The following is a 19,701-nucleotide window of genomic DNA, read 5'->3' as shown; positions in this document are numbered from 1 at the left end:
ATGACCGCGCAAATCTCACCCAATCGCATGGAAGTCTCCGACCGCTTCCCGATGCTCGGCTTTGCCGTTCGCACCAGCCGGCCCGATGTCGAGGCCGAGGTGGTGATCGCGAACGACATCGCGCTGTTCAGTCCGCAGAACCGCCAGCTGCGGAACGCGGCGAACTTCTACACCAGCGCGGAGCACGGCACGCTGAGGGTCCCGCGCGGCGACGGCGTATTCGTCGTCCCGCCCGAGGTGCTGGCGCGCTTCATCGGCAGCGAGAAGCTCTATTTCGGGTTGGCCACCGGCAGCGGCAGCGGCGGCGCGATGCAGGTCGATGCCCTGCCGCGCGAGGGCAGCCCCTATGTCTCGCTGCGCGGCTTCACCGGGCGCACCCTGCGGCGCGGCTTCGGCGGGATGCGCGCGAGCGCGCCGCGGCTCGAATGGACCGGCGACCAGCCGCGGCCGGGCAGCGAGACCGCGCCGCCCGCCGCGCGCCCCGCGCCCGCCCCGGCGAGCGTCGGCGGCGAGGGCGGCGGCGCTCCGCTTCCGCCGGTGCCCTATGACGACGGCTTCGGCCCGATGCCCGAGATCCCTGCCCGCGAGAGCGCGCTGCGCCCGGCGCGCGCGCTCGGTGCGCTGCCCGGCCGGGTCAGCCTCACCCTCGAGGCCGGGACCACCGCGGAGAGCGCACTCGCCTGGCTTCGGCGCATGATCGAGCAGGGTGTGCAGGCGGCGGGCAGCCAGGTCTCGCCGCCCGCGATGGTCTATCTCGGCGAGAACAGCGGCACCTTCACCACCGTGTGGCAGGCGGTGTTCGGCGTCACCGCGCTGATCTCGCCGGTCAACGCCTTCCTCGCCGCCGTGCCCGAGCTGGCGCGGCGCTCGGGCGTCACGCTGTCGATCGGACCGGCGCTCGACACCCCGCTGTTCGGCGGCGGGATCGGCGCGGTGTTCGCCCCCGACGGGCAGGCCGCGCTGTTCGGGCAGGGCGAGATCAGCGCCGACTTCGAGGGGCTGACCGAGTTCGCGCACTCGCTCAAGCTCGCCCTCGCGGCCAAGATCAAGCTCGGCTACAACAGCGGCGGGCTTGCGAGCTTCGCCAACATCGGCACGGTCGCCTCGGTCATGGTCGGCGAGGAGTTCGTCGGCGGGGCGGAGGTCTGGCTCGACAGCGCCGGCCACGGGATCGGCGGCGCGGTCTCGATCGGGGTCGGCTTCGCGCTGCAACTGGCGGCGCAGCAGGAGGCGCAGGACGCGCTGGTGCGCCCTGCGACGGGCGAGGACCCGCGCGCCCGGGCGACACGCATCGGCGGTGCCTTCGCCCCGCGCATCCACGAGGCGCTCGACACCGGGCTCGATCCCGCCGCGCTCCAGCGGCTGCTCGACACGCTCGATCCGCCCACGACCGCCAAGCCGCTCGGCGCGATGCTCGGCAGCCCGAACTTCTCGATCCACTGGGACGGCGTGAACGTGATCGGCCAGCCGACCAACGTCGCCTGCTGGGCCACTGCCGCGGCGATGCTGATCGGCTGGCGCGACCAGGTGAGCATTTCACCGGAGACCATCGCCCGCCAATGCGGCCTGTCGATCAACCAGGGTCTCGATCCCGCGGCGGTCGAGACGGTCGCAGCCGCGCTCGGGCTGACCCCTGCTCCGGCCGCCTGCTACACCCCGGACGCCTTCCGCACGCTCATCGAGAACCACGGTCCGCTGTGGGTCGGCAAGATGATGGGCGGGAACACCGGCAATGCCGCGCATGCGGTGCTGGTGGTCGGGATGTACTCGGACGAGAGCGACATCTTCCTGCGCATCGCCGATCCCTGGGACCGCCAGCCGGGCACGCCCGGGGCGCCGGAGAATTACCCGACCACGCACCAGACGGGCAGCAGCTACATCATGCGCTACGCCGATTTCCAGGCGGAGTACGAGATGCTCCCGGCGCTGGCGCCTTCGGCCAACGTGCTGATCCTCCACGGCGGCGTTCCCGCCGGGCGCGCGATCAACCGCTCGCTTGCGGCCCCGGCGGGCTTCGCGATGAGCCTCTCGGGCAGCGCGCCCAAGCTCGCGCCCCCGCCGCCGCCGCAGGTGCGCGCGATGGGCGCGGCCGAGATCGCGGGGATCGCCGTCGAGGTGATCAGCAGCGCCTCGGGCGACATCAAGACCAACCTCACGAACTGGCCCGGGGTCAAGCACCCGCGCGACCAGGCCCCCGCGTCCGAGGCCGCCTACCAGGCCGGCGAGATCGAGCTGCGCGACTGGCCGGTGGTCGGCGGCACCTTCGGGGTCGACGACATCTACTGCTGGCTCAAGATCCGCTGGCAGTACAACGGCACCTCGCTGGGCCGCATCTACATCGACGACATCGGCCACGACGATGCGGCGGGCTGGGGCCTGACGGTCACCACCACGATCGAGGACGACAGCCGCCTCTACGCCCGCTCCTCGCAGGCGCGCGCGGCGGGTGCGGAGCAGGTGCCGGCGCTGCACATCAACATCAACTACGTCTTCGACGAGGTGCTCGCCGACGACCAGGTCGCCAACACCCGGGTGTCGCTGTTCGCCGACGGGACGCATCAGGTCGAGAGCCGCTGGGTCCAGCATTCGCGGCCCGGGGGCGGCAATCCGACCCATGCCGTCCGGCCCTTCGAAGCTGCCTGAGCCGAGCGGGCAATGAGCGACAGGCGCACTCTTCCCCCACCGCCGCCCGCATCGGGTCGCAGGGCCGCGACCGGCCCGGTCCCGATGCCGCAGGCGATGGCCGGGCTGTGGGACCGCGGCGGCGGCGGGGACGGCGCGGCGGCGACCGACGAGCCCCCGACCCCCGGCGCCTCCGGGGCGCCCGGCGGCGGCGCGGCCCGCCCGCCCGCCACCGAGACCCTCGGGCGGCGCGCGGGCGCGGTCACCGACGAGCTCGACTTCCCCGAGTTCGTCGCCTCGCTGATCCACGGCACGTGGGACGCGATGGTCGACAGCTCGATCCGCCAGATGGATGCCTATGCCGACCTCGTGGCGGCGATCTCCAAGCCCGCCGCGCAGTTCCGCGACGAGAACGTCACCGCCAACCAGGCGCGCGACTGGCTGGTGGCGCAGTACCCCGGCGATCTCGCGCTGGCCCGCGGCGAGAGCGAGCCGCGGGTGGTGGCGCGCGGCACGGTGGACGAATTCGGCGATGCCCCGTCCCCCGCCTGGCTGCGCGACTTCGGCGTGGCGGACGGCCAGCCCTTGAGCGAGGAGCTGATCGAGGAGGTGCTCGTCCCCGCCGCCCGCGACCGGCTGGCGGGCGACCGGATGCAGACCCTCGCGACGCTGGTGATGCTCGGGATGAACCGCATCGTGGTGCGCGACGGCTCGATCACCGCGCGGCTGAAGTTCCGCGCCTCGGCCGCCGACAAGACCGCGGTCGATTACGCGGTGAGCGACGATCCGGCGAGCGCCGCGCCCTCGGGCAGCTGGTCGACGCGCGGGAGCACCGCCTATGCGCAGGCGGTCACCAAGGTCTCGACCGTGGGCGTCAACGCCCAGACCGACACGACGCTCAACGCCGAGCTGTTCGGCGAGGTGAAGATCAACTTTGCGAGCGAGACGATCCCGCTCGAGCGCTTCGTCGACGACGCGCGGCGCACGCTGCTCGAACGCGCCGCCAAGCCCGCACAGGTCCTCGCCCCGGCTCCGGTCGCGGCGCCCGTGCCGCCGCCCGCGCCCGTAGCCCAGCCCGCACCGGTTGCAGCCCCGGCGCCCGCCGCCCCGCCGGAGGTGCGCGCATGACCGCCCCGCGCCGGAGCCTCGAGGAGATGATCGGCGAGCTTGCCGAGGGCCTCCTGCCGCAGCTCGGGGGCGGCGCGGTGCGCCCGGTGTCGATCGACCTCACCCTGCCGGTCGAGGCGGGGCTCGAGGCGCAGGCGGACGCGGGCCTCAGGGTGATCGCCGACCTGCCGCGCACCCACACCCGCACCGACTTCGACCTTCCGGTCGGCCGCCTCACCCTCTCGCTCGGCGTCGCTGCGCCCGGGGGGCTGGCATGAGCCTGCTCGGGGCCAATCAGGCGGTCGCGCTCGAGGACTTCATCCAGGCGGTGCAGTCGCAGCTCGACACCGCGCAGACCCGGATGAGCCTGCGCGCGCAGAACGACAAGCTGCCGCTGACCTTCGCGATCAAGGACATCGCGATGGACTTGAAGGCCCATGTCGAGCTCGCCGACGGCGAGGTGCGCATCCGCCCCGCGCAGCCGCAGGACAAGGACACGACGGTCCTCCGGCTCGGTTTCACCGCGATCACCAAGCCGATGATCGAGGAGAATGCGGTGCAGCTCGCGGTCGACGATGCCGAGGACCTGACGCTCGATGCCCTCGGCGACGATCTCGCCCCCGAGGAGCGGCGGCGGCTCGAGGGGATCGGCATCCGCACCGTCGCCAAGCTCGACGAGCTGCGCAAGCAGGGCCTCGCCGGATCGGTCGGGCGGATCACCCGGCTGCCGGTGGACAAGCTCGAAAGCGTGCTCTCGCGCGCCACGCGGCCGATGGTCTCGGAGGTCTCGAGCGAGGAGAGCGGAGGCAGCTCGGACGCGCTGCGCCAGCGGCTCAGGGTGCGCGGGCGCAACTTGCTGCGCGACGGGGTGCCGCCGCGCGTCGCGATCGGCGGGCGCGAGGTGGGGGTGGTCCATGCGAGCGACGATGCGATCGTGCTCGAGCCCGGCCCCGACCAGTTCGCCGGCCAGATGAGCCTCGAATACGACCCGCGCGCGCGCACCGAATTGTGGTTCGACCAGAGCCAGGCCGCGAGCTTCGGCATGGGACTCGCCCGGCCCCGCGAAAGAGGCGTGCAATGAGCGCCGCGGGCCGGCCCCTGCTCCCCTGGGCGCACCGCTCGGGCGCCTATGCGCTGCCGACCAGCCTGCTCGTGCGGCTGAGGCTCGGCGAGGTGCCCGAGCGCATCCCCGCTGTCATGGACGTGCGCCGCGGCGCGCGCGCGGCGGCGCCGGCGAGCGGGCACGGCGCGCTCGACCGGGTGGCGGCGACCTTCGGCACCGCGATCCGGATCTCGCGCCTCCACGCCGCCGCGCGCGCGCTGCGCACCGTCGGCGAGCGGCACCGCGGCTACAGCGAGGACGAAGAGGTGAGCGGCGTCGCGCGTATGCTGCGCATCGATGTCGAGCCGGGGACGCACGTCGGCTCGCTGGCGCTGTCGCTGATGCAGCTCGACCTCGTCGAGAGCGCGATACCCAATTACGTCACCACCGTCGGGCTCGACGCGCCCCCGATGCCCGCGCCGCGCGACGAGGATGACCCCGACGGCTGGGCGGCGCGCGATCTCGTCAATGCGCGCCGGGCGCTCGCCTATTCGAGCGGGCGGGGGGACGTGGTGGTCGGCGTGGTCGACAGCGGCCTTGCGCTCGGTCACCCGGAATTCGGCCAGCGGCTGCGGCGCGGGGTCGACACGGTCGAACTCGGACGCGGCGACTTGGCCGGGGGGATCCGGCTGCTCGGCGACAATGCCGGGGCGGACACCGACCCCTCGGACCGCTTCGTCGGCCACGGCACGGGCTGCGCGGCGATCATCGCCGGGGATGGCCTCGACATCCCGCCCGGTCTTGGGGGAGGGTGCACGCTGATCCCGGTCCGCTCGCTCGGCGCGGCGCTCTTCCCGGGGCGCAGCAATGCCGTCGGGGTAGGGGCCCTGAGCGATCTCGACATGGGCCTCGTCCTTGCCGTCCAGCTCGGGGCGAAGATCGTCAATTGCAGCTTCGGCACCGACGACGAGGCGCTCGAGCCCGGCGCGCCCAAGCCGCATTCCGAGGCGGTCGCCTTCGCCGAGGCGCGCGGTACGACGCTGGTGGTCGCCTCGGGCAATTCCGGCGACGCGCGCACCTACTGGCCCGCTGCCGACCCGCGGGTGATCGCGGTCGGCTCGGTCGGGCTCGACCGCCAGGTGAGCCCCTTCTCGACCAGCGGCGAGCATGTTGCCCTGTGCGCCCCGGGCGAGCGGATCCGCACCGCCGGGCTCGGCGAGAGCTACCAGCACGCGACCGGCACCAGCTTCGCCGCGCCTTTCGTCAGCGGCGCCGCCGCGCTGCTGGTCGAGCGCGCGCAGGCCCGCGCCGCCGCGCTCGACCCGGCACAGATCAAGGCGCTGCTGATCGGGAGCGCCACCCCGCACCGCGCAGGCACGCCCGGCGGCAACGGCAGCGGCGTGCTCGACGCCGCGCGCGCGCTCGAACTGCTCGATGCGGCGATCGACGCCGACGACACCACCGACCTCGGAGGCGCCGATGACGGATGACTGCTGCCTCCCGACTTCGACCGATGTTGCAACTTTTCCGAATGGAAGGACCGATCATGGCTAAATCCACCTCTTCCGGCTCCGGCTCCGGCTCCGGCACCACCCCGACCCCCGTCACCGTCACCGTCGCCCCCGGCGCGGCGCCCGCCTCGGTTGCGGCCCCGGCGAGCCCCGCAGCCGCGGCCGGGGGAGGCGGCACCGCCCCGCCACCGCCCCCGCCGCCCACCGGAGGCTCCGGCTCCGGCGCGGGATCGGGCTCCGGCCCCAGCGGCAGTTCTTCAGGTTCGGGAGGTCTCAAGATCATGAACGTCAATTTCTTCGACATCGCCCAGCGCGAGGTCAGCGCGCGCGCACGGATCGCGAACGATCTCCAGGCGCTCGAGAACCGCCTCACCAAGACCGGCGGCCTCGGCGACGTCGACCGTGCCGAATACAACCGTCTGACCGCATTGAAGGCGATCGCCGAGGACCCTGCGCCGCGCACCCCGCAGTTCCTCGACCCGCTGTTCGCCGCGGCGCGCAGCCTTCTGAAAAACAACGACTTCGGCCTCGCGTCGATCGACGTCGAATATGCCTTCGACGAGCGCAAGCCCGCGACCGTCCTCAAGCTCCCGAGCAGCGCGGCCAAGGGCAGCGATGCCGACCGCGAGGTGGTGCGCGTGGCGCTCACCCTCGGGTTGCTCCAGACCGGCGATGCGCCCGTGCCGCCGCTGGTCGCCGACAAGGCGGGCAACGCCATCCCCGACCGGCGGCACGAGAACTACAACCGCTTCGGCGAGGCGCTGGTGCGGGCGATGGCGCGCGCCTCGGCGCACCAGCAGCTCGCCCAGCACACGCTCAAGACGCTGGTCGAGGCGGTCAACGTGCGCGGCGACCGCCGCTCGCCCGAGATTACCACGGTCGACTTCGCGCGCACCTTCGAGAAGCTGCTCGAGCGCGACGTGCGGGTCACCGACCCCTCGCTCAAGCTCCAGATCGAGGACGCCTTCGAGCGGGTCCAGAGGATCGGCGCCGAGACCCCGCTCCACGAGTTCGTGCTCAACCTGCCCGACCTCGAGGCGGCGACCGACATCGAGGTGATCCCCGATCACTGCCGGTTGATGGGCTCGTTCATCTTCGCCTCGGCCTTCGAGGAGCTCAAGGCCTTCCAGGTCGTCGACAAGCTGATCGAGCTCTCCCAGCGCGGCGAGATCCCGCTGATGCGCGGGCCGGCAGGCACCCAGCTCTACAACTACTGGCGCGAGGCGCCGAACCGGATGAGCGAGGTCGAGCGGCAGAACTTCTACGCCATGACCCTCGGCCTTCCCACCGGCCAGCCGGGGATCGCGGTCAACAGCGACTTCCAGGACCTGTGGCTGCGCTTCGTCTCCTCGGTCTCGACGCTGGTGCGCGAGAGCCGGGTGGAGAACCTGCTGCGCTCGAATATCCCGCTCGCGGTCAACCAGCAGCACGTCAAGAAGGCGGCGCGCGACCTTGCGCACAACATGTCCTCGCGCGGCTACGGCATGGCCTTCTACGCCGCGGCCGACCTCAACCAGCAGATCAACGAGATCATCTCGCTGCTCAGCAACAAGGAGCTGATGCGGGTGTTCGGCGCGACCAGCCCCTATGACGTGATCGAGCAGGTCGCCCAGACCGAGCTCGGGGGCGCGCGCAACTCGTCGAAGTACCGGATGCTCGCGACCTCGGGGGCGATCATCACCAACTGGCTCGCCGACAATGCCGCGCGGCTGCGCGATCCGACCCTGCCGATGATCGACCTCCAGACCGTCGCCTACCCGCCCGCGCGGGCTTCCGGAGCGACGGCGGTGTCGAACCCGACCGACTACGACCTCGTCAATGCCTGCGAGATGTGGCTGGCGGATTCGGCGATGGGCGATGACCGGGTGGCGATGCTCGCCGAACCGCGCGAGAGCCCGCAGCAGGCCAGCCGCCCGATCCAGATCCCCTCGATCGCCCGCGACCTGCTCGAGGGCACCGGGCTCGGGCTCGGCATGGGCTTCGGCGGAGGCGGCTACAACGCGGCCAACGGTCACGCCCCGCAGCGCGCCAACGGCCGGGCGGCCTACGGCGTCTACTGAGGCCCCCCGCGCAAAGGAGAAAGCTCATGCCCTTCGAACCCCTGAGCGCCCCGCTCAAGTCGCGGCTGGCGTCCGCCGCCCGCACATTGCGGACTGCCAATCCGATGAACTACGTCGGCGGGCTGATCGAGGACAGCTTCGCGCTGCCCGCGGGCGACAGCCGCTACCTGAGGAACCACCTCGTCCAGGGCGCGGCGCCGTTCCTGCCGAGCTTCACCTCCTCGCAGGCCCGCGCGCTGACCTTCGCGATGGAGCCGCTCGGCCCCGATGCCACGCCCAACGACCGCCGCGACGGGGCGACCCGCGAGATGCGCCGGCTGGTGAGCGACAATTTCGGCGCCGGCGCCCTCAGATGGTACGACCGGGCGAGCGAGAGCGAGCGCTCGCTCGCCCGGCGCGGGGCGATGAACTACGGTGCCTTCTTCGGCTCGAGCTTCGACGGCGACGGCCTCCAGAGCGCCACCATCACCTACGAGGGCGGGGTGAGCGCCAACTCGAGCATCAACCCCGAGCTCGCCCGGCTCGTCATGTCCTCGATGGCGGCGATGCCGGGCCTGCGCCCGCTGTTCACCACGCTGGTGGCGGGGCGCGACTACGGGAGCCAGTGGGTGACGTTCCTGCTCACCAACGGGTTCCGGCTCGTCGAGATGCAGCCGATGCTCGACGAGCTCGGCCTCGGCCAGCGGCTCGCGGGCATATTGCAGGTGATCGGCGTCGCGCTCGGCGGGCGCTTCGACATCCCCTCGGGCGCGGCGCTGGTCGCCTTCGGGCGCGGGCCGGAGGGGGTCAGCCTCGAGCTCCAGGTGATGCTCGACGCGATCCCCGATGTGCCGCCCAACTTCCTGCAATTGCTGACGATGAACCTGCGCGAGCGCCCGCGCGAGCTGGCCTCGCTCGAGCGCTTCCTCGAGGCCTTCACGCCCGAGGACAACATCTGGCCGGGCCGCTTCAGCATCCTGACGATCCGCATCGGCCCCTCGGGCCCGCCACGCATCGGTCTGTCGCTCAGGCCCATCGAGTTCGAGATCAGCCCCGCCGCCGCGCTCGTCGCCAGTCCCCCGATGCCCGCCACCGCCTGACCTCGAGGCCGCAAGCCAGCAAGGAGCACCGCCATGTCCGCGCCCGCCACCGCCGTCCCACCCGCCAACGACGCCGCGCCCCCCGCGCCGCGCCCCGAGGTGCGCGCCAAGGTCCACGACCTGCTGACGGCCTCGCCCTCGTTCCACCAGCTGCCCCCCGATCGCCAGCAGCAGGTCGCCCGCGACACCGCGCTGATTGCCGACGCGCTGGTCGGACGCGAGGTGCCTGGGGCCGCCTCGATCGCCTCCGAAGCGATGGCGAGCGGCGACAAGCAGTGGGAATCCAACCTCGAGGCGGTCAACGCGATCGGCGAGGATCCCTTCACCGCCGGCGCCGCGCGCGAGGGCGCCGCGGTCGCGGGCGAGTTCATGAAGCAGGTCCAGTTCGTCGAGTTCGTCTCCGGGCTGATCGACGGGGTGTTCAACTCGATCGTCACCTCGAACATCCAGCAGATGGAGGCCTATTCGAAGATGGTCTCGGACGTCTCGAAGACCCTCAACCAGTTCCGCGACGACAACACCACCTCGAACGACGGCAAGGACAATCTGCTCGACACCTTCCCGGACGTCTTCGACCTCGGGATCGACATGATGAGCGGCGGGGCGGAGCCGACGCTGAAGCTCAAGGACGGGGTCGACCAGGACGCGGCGCTCGCGCAGGTGCAGCAGGCGCTCGGCCAGCATTCGGACAAGCCGATCGAATCGATCGACGTCTCCGACCCCGAGGTCGCCCAGACCCTGATCCTCGCCTCGCGCCAGCAGATCGCGACCTCGCGCCAGCAACTGCTTGCGACGATGGTGCTGATGGGACTGTCGCGGATCGTCGTCACCAACGGCAAGATCCAGGCGAAGATCATGTACGACTTCAACGCCTCGAGCCAGCGCACCCTGTCGCGCACGGCACAGGCGATGGACTTCGCGCGGCAGAAGGGCGGCAATCTCGTCCTGACCTCCGAGTTGGAGGGCGAGAGCGAGACCAGCAGCAAGTACAAGGGCGACTACGACAGCAGCTACGAATCCGGGAAGGGCAGCTACACCGGCAACTACGATTCCGACTACTACACCAAGGGCAAGTACAAGTACGCCCAGAAGCCGATCATGACCGCGACCTCGATGGCGGGAGAGACCCAGAGCGACGCCTTCTCGGCCAAGGCGAGCCTGATGGGTGCGGTCGAGGTCAACTTCAAGTCGGACTACCTGCCGCTCGAGAAGATGGCGACGCCCGAGATGATGGCGGCGATCCAGATGCGCTCGAAGCCCATCGATCACAACAAGCCGCAATACGCGCCGGGGCCTGCCCCTGCTGCCGGCGCGCCGGCGCCCGCCGCTCCGGCCCCCGCGGCACCCGCCCCCGCGAAGGCCTGAGCCATGGCCGCTCCCGGCACACCGGCCGAAACGCCCGCTGGGATCTCGCCGCAGTCGCTCGCGGCGGTGCGCCCGCAGGTCCAGGCGATGCTCACCCGCGTGCCCGCCTACGCCCAGCTCTCGCCCGAGGAGCAGGGCCGGCTCGCGCACGACATGGTCAAGGTGCTCGCCTACATGAACGACCCGAACCGGGTGGTCGAGGAGGCCGCGGCGACCCCGCCGCCGCCGCTCGCCGAGGCGCAGAGCAAGGCCAACGAGCAGACCCGCCAGAACCTCTCCAGGTCCCCCGGCTTCGCGGGCAAGGACTTCGAGGCCGGCGCCGCCCGCCAGGGCACCGAGCAGTTCGTGAACATGGTCAACAAGGTCGACTTCGCGGCCTTCGTCGGCGGCCTCGTCAACAATGTCTTCAAGGTGATCGTCGAGACCTCGATCGAGCAGATGAAGGCCTATGGCGAACTGGTCGCCGCGGTCGCCAAGACGGCCGACGAATACATGGCCGAGAACATCGGCATGGGGCAGGGCCGCGACTATCTCGCCCAGCGCTTCCCGGACCTCGTCGACGTGGACATCGACAGGGACGGCGCTTCCCGGCTGAAGGTGACCAGTGGCGACGAGGAAGCCGCGCTGAAGGAGATCCACGAAACCCTGGGCATCCCCGGGGAGGTGCCGGGCGACATCTCCGACGACGAGACCGAGGCCGCCCTCGTCAATGCCGCGCGGCTCCAGATGGCCAAGTCGCGCCAGCAGCTGCTCGCCTCGATGGTGATGCTCGGGATCAACCGCATCGTCGTCACCGACGGCCAGATCAAGGCCAAGGTCAAGTTCGACCTCGACACGACCGACATCGCGCACCGCTCCTACCAGGCCGCCGCCTTCGATCGCCAGACCAGCCGCAACCGCAACACCTCGGCCTTCGGGGGCGGCTTCCTCGGCTTCGGCGGCGGCACGGTCAACGTCAACGAGCAGTCCCATGTCGCGACGGTCAGCACCAAGCTCAACGAGACCAGCGATTCCAGCGTCGAACTGAGCGCCAGCCTGATGGGCGAGGTGCGCGTCAACTTCAAGTCGGACTACCTGCCGCTCGAGAAGATGGCGACGCCGGAGATGATCGGCGCGATCCAGGGCAATGCCCAGCCGACGACGCCGCGCGGTCTGGCGCGGCCGGCGGGCAGTCCGGCGGCGGCGCCCGCCCCGGCGGGAGGTGCGGCGTGAACGCGCGGCTCGTCGCGGCCTTCGGGGCGACCGCGCCGCTCGCGCTGCGCCGCGCGCTCGAGGACGCGGGCGCGCTGCTCCTCTCTTGCGAGATGCAGGCGGGGCTGTTCGCCGAGCTGGGCCTCCCGGACCTTCCCCCCGCCAACCGCGCCGATGCCATGCAGCTGCGCGCCGCGGCGAGCCTCTACCTCGCCTCCACGCTCGAGGCGGCGGGGGTGATCCAGGCCGCCGACGATGTCGTCCGCCTGCTCCGGAGCGGCGCGCTGCGCGGCGATCCGGGGGCGGCCGCGCCGCTCGTCGAGGCCTTCTGGGATGATCGCCACCAGCGCGCCAGCGAGCCCGAGCGGCTCGCGCTGTTCGACCGCCTGTTCGGCGCGCCCGCAGGGCCGCAGGACCTCGCGGCGGGCTCGAACCAGGAATTCGAGGAACTGCTCCTCGACCTGTGCGACGCGCTGATGAAGGCGGTCGAAGGCGGCAGCCAGGCCCGCGTGCGCGCGGCGGCACTGAGCCTCGCCGACAACCTTGCCGGCGCGGCCGACGGGATCGTCCAGGTGCTTGCCGGAGAGATCCTTGCGAGCCTCTCGGCGGCGGTGGCGATCCTCAACCACGAGGACCTGAGGACCATGCTGCGCGCGCGGACCATGTGGGAGGCGGTCGCCGAGGTCGACCGCAAGCTCCGCCGCCCGCCGCGCCCGATGCTCGTGCACCTCAGGCGCGGGCGGGCGGGGATGGCGCTGCTGGCGTGGCTCGCCGACCAGGTCGAGCGGCTCGAGGACCTGGGCGGCTCGCCGCTGGTGGCGAAGGACGACCTCGTCGTCGATGCCGCGATCGACTGGATCGACGAGACGCTCTCGCTGGTGCGCGCCGCGCCGGAGGGGCCGGCGGCGGCCAGCGCGCCCGGCACCCCGTCGCGCGCGCCGGTGCCTTCGGGCTGGCACGAACTGGGGCGCTAGGCGGTGGCCGGCGCCGCCGCCCTCGCGCAGCCGCCCGACGCGGTGCGGCTCGCGGTGCGCGAGGCGCTCACGCAAGGGGGCGCAGCGCAGGCGCTCGGCGAGGAGGAGCGGCGCGACATTGCCCGCGCGCTGGTGCGGATCGCCCACGCCGCGCAGCTGCTCGACGCCGTCAGCACCCCTGCCAAGACACCGCTGGCAGGCGGGATGGCCGCGGCGGATTCCTACTCCGGCCGCGCGGTCGACGACGTCGCCGACACCGCACGGCGCACGATCCAGGCGATCAGCTTCCCGCGCTTCGTCGCCGAGCTCATCCAGGGCGTGTTCCGGGCGATGCTCGAGACCAATCAGGTGCAGCTCCAGCAATATCTCGACCTCGTGCGCGCGGTCTCGCAGTCGCTGGACGGTTACGCATCGCTGGGCGGGGGCGGGGACGATGCGGCGAAGCGCTGGCTCGCCGAACGCTTCCCGGCGAGCTACGCGATCGAGGAGCCCGACCCGCGCGACCGGCGCCCCGGCGAGGAGCCCGAGCCGATCGAGCTCGTCACCGCCGGCTCCCCGCCCACGCCCGACGCGCTGCGCGCCGCGCTCGGGCTCGAGGCCGACGCCGAGGTGCCGACGAGCACCGAGCAGCTGGTCGGCTTCGTCAAGCGCTCGCTCGCGCGCAACCGCCAGGGGATGCTGGCGACGATGGTGCAGATGGGGATGCAGCGGATCGTCATCGATGCCGGGCGGATCAACGCCGCGATGCGCTTCCACATCGACGCGACCTCGGCCGCCGCCGAACAGGCGCACAGCGGCTTCGATACGCGCACCTCGGCCTCGGCGAGTGCCTCGGGCGGGTGGGGGCCGTTCAGCGCCTCGGCCTCGGTCAGTTCGACGATCGGCTACGTGCGCACCACCGACACCCAGACCGAGGAGCGCACCCGCGTCTCGGCCGAGCTCGATTCCTCGGTCGAGCTGCAGTTCCGCACCGACCAGGTGCCGCTCGACCGGATCGCCTCGGCGAACACCGTCGAGCGGCTGCGGCTCAACACCCTGAACCCGGCGCGCGAGCTCGAGATCGCCGGGGAGACCGAGCGGGCGCGTGTCGCGGCGGATCAGGCGGTGGAGACCGCGCGGGCCAGCCGCCAGCGCACCGAACTCGCGCCTACGCTTGCTCCTCCGGCCCCTCCGGCGGCCACGACCCCGACCACCCCGCCGCAGCGCCCGCCAGCGGCCACGACCCCGCCGCCGACAGGCAGTACCGGGACGGGCGGTACGGGGACAGGCGGCTCGGGGACCGGCGGGTCGGCAACGGGCGGTTCCGGCACCGGCACCTCCGGAACCGGCACCTCCGGCACCGGCACCTCGGGCACGACCACCGCAGGCACCGGCGGATCGGGCACGACCGGCAGCGGGGGGAGCGGCACGAGCGGCACCACGGGAAGTGGCGGCGCTGCCTTGCGCACCGCACCGCCGCCCGCGCGATGAGGGGCGAGCCCGCGCGTCGCCGGATGGTCGATCGTCGACAGCGAAGGGGGAAAACCACTGGTCGGGACGAGAGGATTCGAACCTCCGACCCCCACACCCCCAGTGTGATGCGCTACCAGGCTGCGCTACGTCCCGACACCAGTGGAGCGGGGCCTATAGGGTGGCGCTCGAAGGCTGGCAAGCCGGTTTGGGGGAGAATGTTGGGTCTGCGAGAGTCCCTCCCCATCCTTGCGGGACGGGGAGGGACGGGACAGCGAGCACCCACCTGTGGCCGGCGCACAACGCTTCCGGCTGGAGCGTTGCCGCACGCTTGCATTGCTGCTAGGCGCGCCCACTTGAACGCTCGGGGCGCACGTCTCGCGCCGGAAACACGGGATCTGACAGGCTTTACCGCATGACCATCGACCTTCTCGCCGCCGCCGGTGCGGGTGCTGCCGGAGCGCCGCCCGCCTGGATCAGCTTCCTGCCGATCGTCGGCATGATCGCGATCTTCTGGTTCCTCATCATCCGCCCGCAGATGACCCGCCAGAAGGAGCACCAGGCCAAGATCGCCGCGGTCAAGAAGGGCGACCAGGTCGTCACCGCGGGCGGGCTCGTCGGCAAGGTCATCAAGGTCGACGACACCTATGCCGAGCTCGAGCTCGGCCCCAACGTCCGCGTCAAGGCGGTCAAGGCGACGATCGGCGACATCATCCCGCCCGCCGGCAAGCCCGCGAACGACTGAGCCCTCTGCGGTTCGTCCTCCCACACTCCCCTTGCGCGTGAGACCCTGACGCAATGCTCGACTTTCCCCTCTGGAAGAAGCTCTCGCTGTGGGCGGTGACGCTGGCGGCCTCGCTGCTGGCGCTGCCCTCGCTCGCCAGCGTCGCGGGGCTGCCCTGGCCCTCGGCGCTGCCCGACCCGCAGGTCAACCTCGGGCTCGACCTCGCCGGCGGCTCGCACCTGCTGCTCGAGGCCAAGGCCGGCGACGTGCGCGCGCAGCGGCTCGAGAACATGGAGGAGACGGTCCGCCAGCTGATGCGCAACGCCAATCCGCGCATCCGCATCGGCGACGTCTCGACCGCGGACGGCAAGCTTTCCTTCATGCTCGAGAACGCCGCCGACATCGACCGCGCGCGCGGGCTGATCGAGCCCGCGATGCAGGGCGCGACCACGGTGCGCGAGTGGGAGCTGGGCGTCGTCGACGGCCAGCGCGTCGTGCTCACCCAGACCGAGGCCGGGGTCACCCAGGCGATCGACGACGCGATGGACAGCGCGACCGAGGTTGTGCGCCGCCGCATCGACGAGCTCGGCACCCGCGAGCCGACCATCATCCGCCAGGGCGACACCCGCATCGTGGTGCAGGTGCCCGGCCTCCAGGACCCGGCCGGTCTCAAGAAGCTGCTCGGCCAGACCGCGCAGCTCGAATTCAAGCTGGTCGACCTCAATGCCCTGCCGAGCAACGTGCAGGCGGGAATCGCGCCCGCGGGCAGCCAGATCTTCCCCTTCGCGCCGGGCTCGGGGCAGGAGGGGCAGGCGCTTGCGGTGCGGCGCTTGGGCGGCATCCGCGGCGACAACCTGACGGGCGCGCAGGCCGGGGTCGACCCGCAGACCAACCGCAGCGTCGTCAACATCACCTTCGACGGGCAGGGCGGGGCCAAGTTCGCCAAGCTCACCACCGAGAACGTCGGCAAGCCCTTCGCGATCATCCTCGACGGGCAGATCCTCTCGGCGCCGAACATCAACGAGCCGATCCAGGGCGGGCGGGCGCAGATCTCGGGCAACTTCACCCCCGAGAGCGCCAACACGCTGGCGATCTCGCTGCGCTCGGGCGCGCTGCCGGTGCCGCTGGCGGTGGTCGAGGAACGCACCGTCGGGCCGGACCTCGGCGCGGACTCGATCCGCAAGGGCCTGCTGGCGATGGGCATCGGCAGCCTCGCGGTGATCGTGCTGATGATCGCGACCTATGGCCGCTTCGGCATCTATGCCTGCGCGGCGCTGGTGTTCAACGTGCTGATGCTGCTCGGGCTGATGGCGCTGGGGGGCTTCACCCTGACCCTGCCGGGGATCGCGGGCTTCGTCATCACCATCGGCGCGGCGGTCGACGCGAACGTGCTCATCAACGAGCGCATCCGCGAGGAGCGCGCGCGCGGCCGCAAGGTCGTCGCCGCGGTCGAGGCGGGCTACAAGGAAGCCAGCCGCGCGATCGCCGACGCGAACATCACCAACGTCATCTCCGGCGTGGCGCTGTTCGCCTTCGGCTCGGGCCCGGTGAAGGGCTTCGCGGTGGTGCTGGTGATCGGGATCATCACCTCGGTGTTCACCGGCGTCACCCTGACCCGCATGTTCGTCGCCGGGTGGCTGCGCAAGGCGCGCCCCAACGACATCACGATTTGAGGAGGCCGGAGCGATGAAACTGCTGAAGCTCGTCCCCGACAACACCAACATCAAGTTCCTGAAGCTGCGCGTGCCGTTCTTCGTGCTCAGCATCGTGCTGATCGTCGGCAGCTGGGTGGCGGTGGCGGTCAACGGCCTCAACTACGGCGTCGACTTCGCCGGGGGACAGGAAGTGCGCATGACCTTCACGCAGGAGAAGGAAGCGCCGATCCCCTCCTTGCGCGAGCTCGTCGGCTCGCTCGGCTACGGCGAGCCGGTGGTGCAGGAATTCGGCGCGCCCAACCAGGTCTCGATCCGCGTTGCGCTCCCCGAGGGTGCCGAGGACACCCCCGGTGCGGCGACCGCGATCGGCGACAAGGTGATCGCGACCGTCGTCAAGGCCTATCCCGACGCGCGCAGGGACGGCAACGACACCGTCTCGGGCAAGGTCGCGGGCGAGTTCCGCAACCAGGCGATCATCGCGCTCGCCGCGGCGATGGCGGCGGTGGCGGCCTATATCTGGATCCGCTTCGAGTGGCAGTTCGGCGCGGGCGCGATGTTCAGCCTCGTCCACGACGTGTCGATCACGCTCGGCCTGTTCGCGATCACCCAGATGGAGTTCAGCCTCCAGATCGTCGCGGCGATCCTCGCGATCATCGGCTATTCGCTGAACGACACCATCGTCGTCTACGATCGCATCCGCGAGAACCTCAAGAAATACCGCAAGATGCCGCTTGCCGAGCTGCTCGACCTGTCGGTCAACGAGACGCTGGCGCGCACGATCATGACCTCGCTGACGCTGTTCCTGGCGCTGATCCCGCTCTTGTTCTTTGGCCCCGAGAGCCTGTTCGGCATGGTCGCGGCGATCACCGTGGGCCTGTTCATCGGGACCTATTCCTCGATCTACATGGCGGGCGCCCTGCTGATCTGGATGGGGGTGACCTCGAACAGCTTCGTGCCGACCGAGGACGCGGCCGACCGCCAGCAGAAGCTCGCGCGCGGCGAGGGCTGAGGTTGCCAGAAGTCCCTCCCCATTCCTTCGGAACGGGGAGGGACTCTACCCCACCACCCTCTCGTAATGCGCCGCCAGCGCCGCGGCGTTGGCGTCCCAGCTGAAGCCTTCGGTGAGGGCGGCCACCGCCTCACGCGCCGGCGGGTTGTTGAGCACGGCGTTGATCCCTGCGGCCACCGCCGCGGGGGTGCGCGCGACCAGCCGCCCGGCGGTCTCGGAGTTGATAAGCTCGCGCGCCCCGCCGACGTCGCTCGTCACCACCGGGGTCCCGCAGGCGAGGCTCTCGACCCAGGCATTGGCGAGCCCCTCGGCGACCGTCGGCAGGACCATCACGTCGGCGGCCGAGAGGATCAGCGGCATAACGTCGTGATCGAGCGATCCGGCGAAGAACACCCTCTCCGCGACCCCCTCGCTCGCCGCCAGCGCGCGCAGGCGCCCCTCGTCCTCGCCCTTGCCGACGAGCACCAGCCGCGCGCCCGGAATCGCCTTGAGCGCCTGGATCGCGATCCCCTGGCCCTTGCGCTCGATCAGCGCGCCGACGCAGGCGAGCAGCGGGGCGTTGTCGGGCATGGCAAAGCCGAGCTCCTCGGAGAGCTGGCGGCGCAATTGCGTGTGCTCGTAGGGACGGAAGCGGTCGCGATCGAGGCCGGTGTAGTGGACGGTGATCTTGCCCGCCTCCATGCCCATCATCGCCATCTGCCGGGCAAGGTCGCGGCTGACCGCGAGCAGCCCCCGCGCCTGCCGCGCCGCGGCGAGCATCTGCGCGCGGGCGAAATCGCGGGTGCCCCAGAAAGCGATGTCGCTTCCCCGCGCCTTGATCGACAGCGGCAGACCGAGCGCGCCTGCGACCTCGGCCGCGGCGGGTCCGTCGGGAAAGAAGAACTGCGCGTCGACGAGGTCGATGGGCGTCGCGGCATGGAGCCGGCGCGCCAGCGGCAGTACCGCGCGCGCGATCGCGGCGGCGTTGCGGCGCGCGCCGATCCGCGGGATCAGGGTGAAGCGCGGGCGATGGACGGTGATCCCGCCCTCGACGCCCACCTCGGGCAGCTCGGCGAGCGGGCGGTAGCGCCCCAGCGCGAGGGGGGGCAGGCCGATCGGGCTCACCACGCTCACCCGCCAGTCGCCGCGCTTCGCCAGCGCCTCGATCGAGCGCGCGACGAAGGTCCCGAACCGCGGATTGACCGGGTTGGGATAGAGCGTCGAGAGGACGAGGACGTGTTTCATGGGTCGCGGGGCCGGCCTCAGATCGCGCGGACGAGCATGAAGGCTACCGCGATCCACGCGGGCTTGTCGACCACCACCTGCTTCTGCCCCGCGCCGGGCGGGAGGAGGCGGACCCGCGCGCCCTCGCTCTCGATCAGCCGCCCGAAGGCGAAGCGGCCGCCGGGGCGCGGCACGAGGCAGTCGCGGTTGACGGCGCGGGCGAGGACCCTGGTCTCGCCGGGCTCGAGCGGGCGCAGCCAGACGAGGTCGCCGGGGCGGTATTCGCCGATGCTGGCGGTGACCGCGAGAACCAGCGGGGCCGGACCTTCCTCCTGCGCGAGCGCGCTCGGCGCAAGCGCCTCGCGCGGGGTGGCGAGGGCTTCGGGGCCGGTGGCACCGAGCTCGGCGACGATCCGCGGCGGTTCGACCGCGGCGTCGCGCATCAGGCTGGCAGGCTCGACGCCGAGCGCGGTGGCGATGCGGTTCATCCAGCCGAGCGACAATTGCCGCGTGCCGGTCTCGAGCCGCCCGATGGTCTGCGCGGTGGTCGGCGGCGAACAGGCGGCGGCGAGGTCGGCGAGGGTGAGGCCCTTGGCCTTGCGGATGTCGCGGATGCGGTTGCTCATGCGTCCTCGAAAGATAACCGGATTGGTTTGTTCTTTCCTACAGATGTGCGCTCTTGGCAAGAGTCGTCGCCACGCCAAGGGAGG

General features: G+C 71.5%; 16 protein-coding genes and 1 tRNA gene. 14 read left to right on the top strand and 3 right to left on the bottom strand.

Annotated features, from left to right (window positions below):
* From ACLBKU_RS17115 to ACLBKU_RS17065, 11 genes are read left to right on the top strand one after another with little or no spacing between them, the layout of a single operon-like run.
* Positions 1 to 2,643, top strand: coding sequence for a papain-like cysteine protease family protein (locus ACLBKU_RS17115; RefSeq protein WP_410180781.1), 2,643 nt, complete (start codon positions 1 to 3; stop codon positions 2,641 to 2,643).
* 12 nt (positions 2,644 to 2,655) lie between these two features.
* Positions 2,656 to 3,750, top strand: a complete 1,095-nt coding sequence (locus tag ACLBKU_RS17110) for a hypothetical protein (protein WP_410180780.1) — start codon at positions 2,656 to 2,658, stop codon at positions 3,748 to 3,750.
* Positions 3,747 to 4,007, top strand: a complete 261-nt coding sequence (locus ACLBKU_RS17105) for a hypothetical protein (protein WP_410180779.1) — start codon at positions 3,747 to 3,749, stop codon at positions 4,005 to 4,007. Before ACLBKU_RS17110 ends, ACLBKU_RS17105 begins: the two co-directional genes overlap by 4 nt.
* Complete coding sequence (locus tag ACLBKU_RS17100) at positions 4,004 to 4,810, top strand: hypothetical protein (protein ID WP_410180778.1); 807 nt, start codon at positions 4,004 to 4,006, stop codon at positions 4,808 to 4,810. Before ACLBKU_RS17105 ends, ACLBKU_RS17100 begins: the two co-directional genes overlap by 4 nt.
* The gene (locus tag ACLBKU_RS17095; RefSeq protein WP_410180777.1) at positions 4,807 to 6,261 is read left to right on the top strand and encodes a S8 family peptidase; all 1,455 of its coding nucleotides are present in this window, start codon (positions 4,807 to 4,809) and stop codon (positions 6,259 to 6,261) included. Before ACLBKU_RS17100 ends, ACLBKU_RS17095 begins: the two co-directional genes overlap by 4 nt.
* Positions 6,262 to 6,317: 56 nt before the next feature.
* Positions 6,318 to 8,342 carry a hypothetical protein gene (locus tag ACLBKU_RS17090; protein ID WP_410180776.1) on the top strand — a complete coding sequence of 675 codons (2,025 nt, stop codon included), beginning with the start codon at positions 6,318 to 6,320 and terminating at the stop codon, positions 8,340 to 8,342.
* 26 nt (positions 8,343 to 8,368) lie between these two features.
* Positions 8,369 to 9,421 carry a hypothetical protein gene (locus ACLBKU_RS17085; RefSeq protein ID WP_410180775.1) on the top strand — a complete coding sequence of 351 codons (1,053 nt, stop codon included), beginning with the start codon at positions 8,369 to 8,371 and terminating at the stop codon, positions 9,419 to 9,421.
* Between the two features lie 33 nt (positions 9,422 to 9,454).
* Positions 9,455 to 10,786, top strand: a complete 1,332-nt coding sequence (locus ACLBKU_RS17080; RefSeq protein WP_410180774.1) for a hypothetical protein — start codon at positions 9,455 to 9,457, stop codon at positions 10,784 to 10,786.
* A gap of 3 nt (positions 10,787 to 10,789) precedes the next feature.
* Entirely contained in the window at positions 10,790 to 11,998 is a 1,209-nt protein-coding gene (locus ACLBKU_RS17075) for a hypothetical protein (RefSeq protein WP_410180773.1), read from the top strand.
* Positions 11,995 to 12,951, top strand: coding sequence for a hypothetical protein (locus ACLBKU_RS17070; protein WP_410180772.1), 957 nt, complete (start codon positions 11,995 to 11,997; stop codon positions 12,949 to 12,951). The genes ACLBKU_RS17075 and ACLBKU_RS17070 overlap by 4 nt, the downstream gene beginning before the upstream one ends.
* Positions 12,952 to 12,954: 3 nt before the next feature.
* Complete coding sequence (locus ACLBKU_RS17065) at positions 12,955 to 14,421, top strand: hypothetical protein (RefSeq protein ID WP_410180771.1); 1,467 nt, start codon at positions 12,955 to 12,957, stop codon at positions 14,419 to 14,421.
* Between the two features lie 58 nt (positions 14,422 to 14,479).
* Here the strand turns inward: ACLBKU_RS17065 and ACLBKU_RS17060 are convergent.
* A tRNA-Pro gene (locus ACLBKU_RS17060) sits at positions 14,480 to 14,556 on the bottom strand.
* A 259-nt stretch (positions 14,557 to 14,815) separates the two neighbouring features.
* Between ACLBKU_RS17060 and yajC the strand changes: the two genes are divergently transcribed.
* The 3 genes from yajC to secF are packed head-to-tail and all read left to right on the top strand — an operon-like array spanning position 14,816 to position 17,788.
* Entirely contained in the window at positions 14,816 to 15,145 is a 330-nt protein-coding gene (gene yajC / locus ACLBKU_RS17055) for a preprotein translocase subunit YajC (protein WP_410180770.1), read from the top strand.
* 53 nt (positions 15,146 to 15,198) lie between these two features.
* Positions 15,199 to 16,797, top strand: a complete 1,599-nt coding sequence (gene secD, locus ACLBKU_RS17050) for a protein translocase subunit SecD (protein WP_410180769.1) — start codon at positions 15,199 to 15,201, stop codon at positions 16,795 to 16,797.
* 13 nt (positions 16,798 to 16,810) lie between these two features.
* Entirely contained in the window at positions 16,811 to 17,788 is a 978-nt protein-coding gene (gene secF / locus ACLBKU_RS17045) for a protein translocase subunit SecF (protein ID WP_410180768.1), read from the top strand.
* A gap of 45 nt (positions 17,789 to 17,833) precedes the next feature.
* Here secF and ACLBKU_RS17040 read toward each other — a convergent pair whose 3' ends face one another.
* Positions 17,834 to 19,012, bottom strand: coding sequence for a glycosyltransferase (locus ACLBKU_RS17040; RefSeq protein ID WP_410180767.1), 1,179 nt, complete (start codon positions 19,010 to 19,012; stop codon positions 17,834 to 17,836).
* 17 nt (positions 19,013 to 19,029) lie between these two features.
* Positions 19,030 to 19,617 (bottom strand): helix-turn-helix domain-containing protein, encoded by a 588-nt coding sequence (locus ACLBKU_RS17035; RefSeq protein WP_410180766.1) that lies wholly within the window; start codon positions 19,615 to 19,617, stop codon positions 19,030 to 19,032.
* Positions 19,618 to 19,701 lie beyond the last annotated feature (84 nt).

Source organism: Erythrobacter sp. NE805 (genome assembly GCF_046452355.1).
Classification (GTDB): domain Bacteria; phylum Pseudomonadota; class Alphaproteobacteria; order Sphingomonadales; family Sphingomonadaceae; genus Erythrobacter.
The sequence above is the reverse complement of the archived record's forward strand: the minus strand, read 5'-3'. Positions and strand labels throughout refer to the sequence as shown.

What these genes read in the sequence shown, in the direction of transcription:
- ACLBKU_RS17040 (WP_410180767.1), bottom strand. Translation starts at nt 19,012, where the DNA reads ATGAAACACGTCCTCGTCCTCTCGACGCTCTATCCCAACCCGGTCAAT.
- ACLBKU_RS17080 (WP_410180774.1), top strand. Translation starts at nt 9,455, where the DNA reads ATGTCCGCGCCCGCCACCGCCGTCCCACCCGCCAACGACGCCGCGCCC.
- ACLBKU_RS17075 (WP_410180773.1), top strand. Translation starts at nt 10,790, where the DNA reads ATGGCCGCTCCCGGCACACCGGCCGAAACGCCCGCTGGGATCTCGCCG.
- secF (WP_410180768.1), top strand. Translation starts at nt 16,811, where the DNA reads ATGAAACTGCTGAAGCTCGTCCCCGACAACACCAACATCAAGTTCCTG.
- ACLBKU_RS17115 (WP_410180781.1), top strand. Translation starts at nt 1, where the DNA reads ATGACCGCGCAAATCTCACCCAATCGCATGGAAGTCTCCGACCGCTTC.
- ACLBKU_RS17100 (WP_410180778.1), top strand. Translation starts at nt 4,004, where the DNA reads ATGAGCCTGCTCGGGGCCAATCAGGCGGTCGCGCTCGAGGACTTCATC.
- ACLBKU_RS17095 (WP_410180777.1), top strand. Translation starts at nt 4,807, where the DNA reads ATGAGCGCCGCGGGCCGGCCCCTGCTCCCCTGGGCGCACCGCTCGGGC.
- secD (WP_410180769.1), top strand. Translation starts at nt 15,199, where the DNA reads ATGCTCGACTTTCCCCTCTGGAAGAAGCTCTCGCTGTGGGCGGTGACG.
- ACLBKU_RS17085 (WP_410180775.1), top strand. Translation starts at nt 8,369, where the DNA reads ATGCCCTTCGAACCCCTGAGCGCCCCGCTCAAGTCGCGGCTGGCGTCC.
- yajC (WP_410180770.1), top strand. Translation starts at nt 14,816, where the DNA reads ATGACCATCGACCTTCTCGCCGCCGCCGGTGCGGGTGCTGCCGGAGCG.
- ACLBKU_RS17090 (WP_410180776.1), top strand. Translation starts at nt 6,318, where the DNA reads ATGGCTAAATCCACCTCTTCCGGCTCCGGCTCCGGCTCCGGCACCACC.
- ACLBKU_RS17110 (WP_410180780.1), top strand. Translation starts at nt 2,656, where the DNA reads ATGAGCGACAGGCGCACTCTTCCCCCACCGCCGCCCGCATCGGGTCGC.
- ACLBKU_RS17035 (WP_410180766.1), bottom strand. Translation starts at nt 19,617, where the DNA reads ATGAGCAACCGCATCCGCGACATCCGCAAGGCCAAGGGCCTCACCCTC.
- ACLBKU_RS17105 (WP_410180779.1), top strand. Translation starts at nt 3,747, where the DNA reads ATGACCGCCCCGCGCCGGAGCCTCGAGGAGATGATCGGCGAGCTTGCC.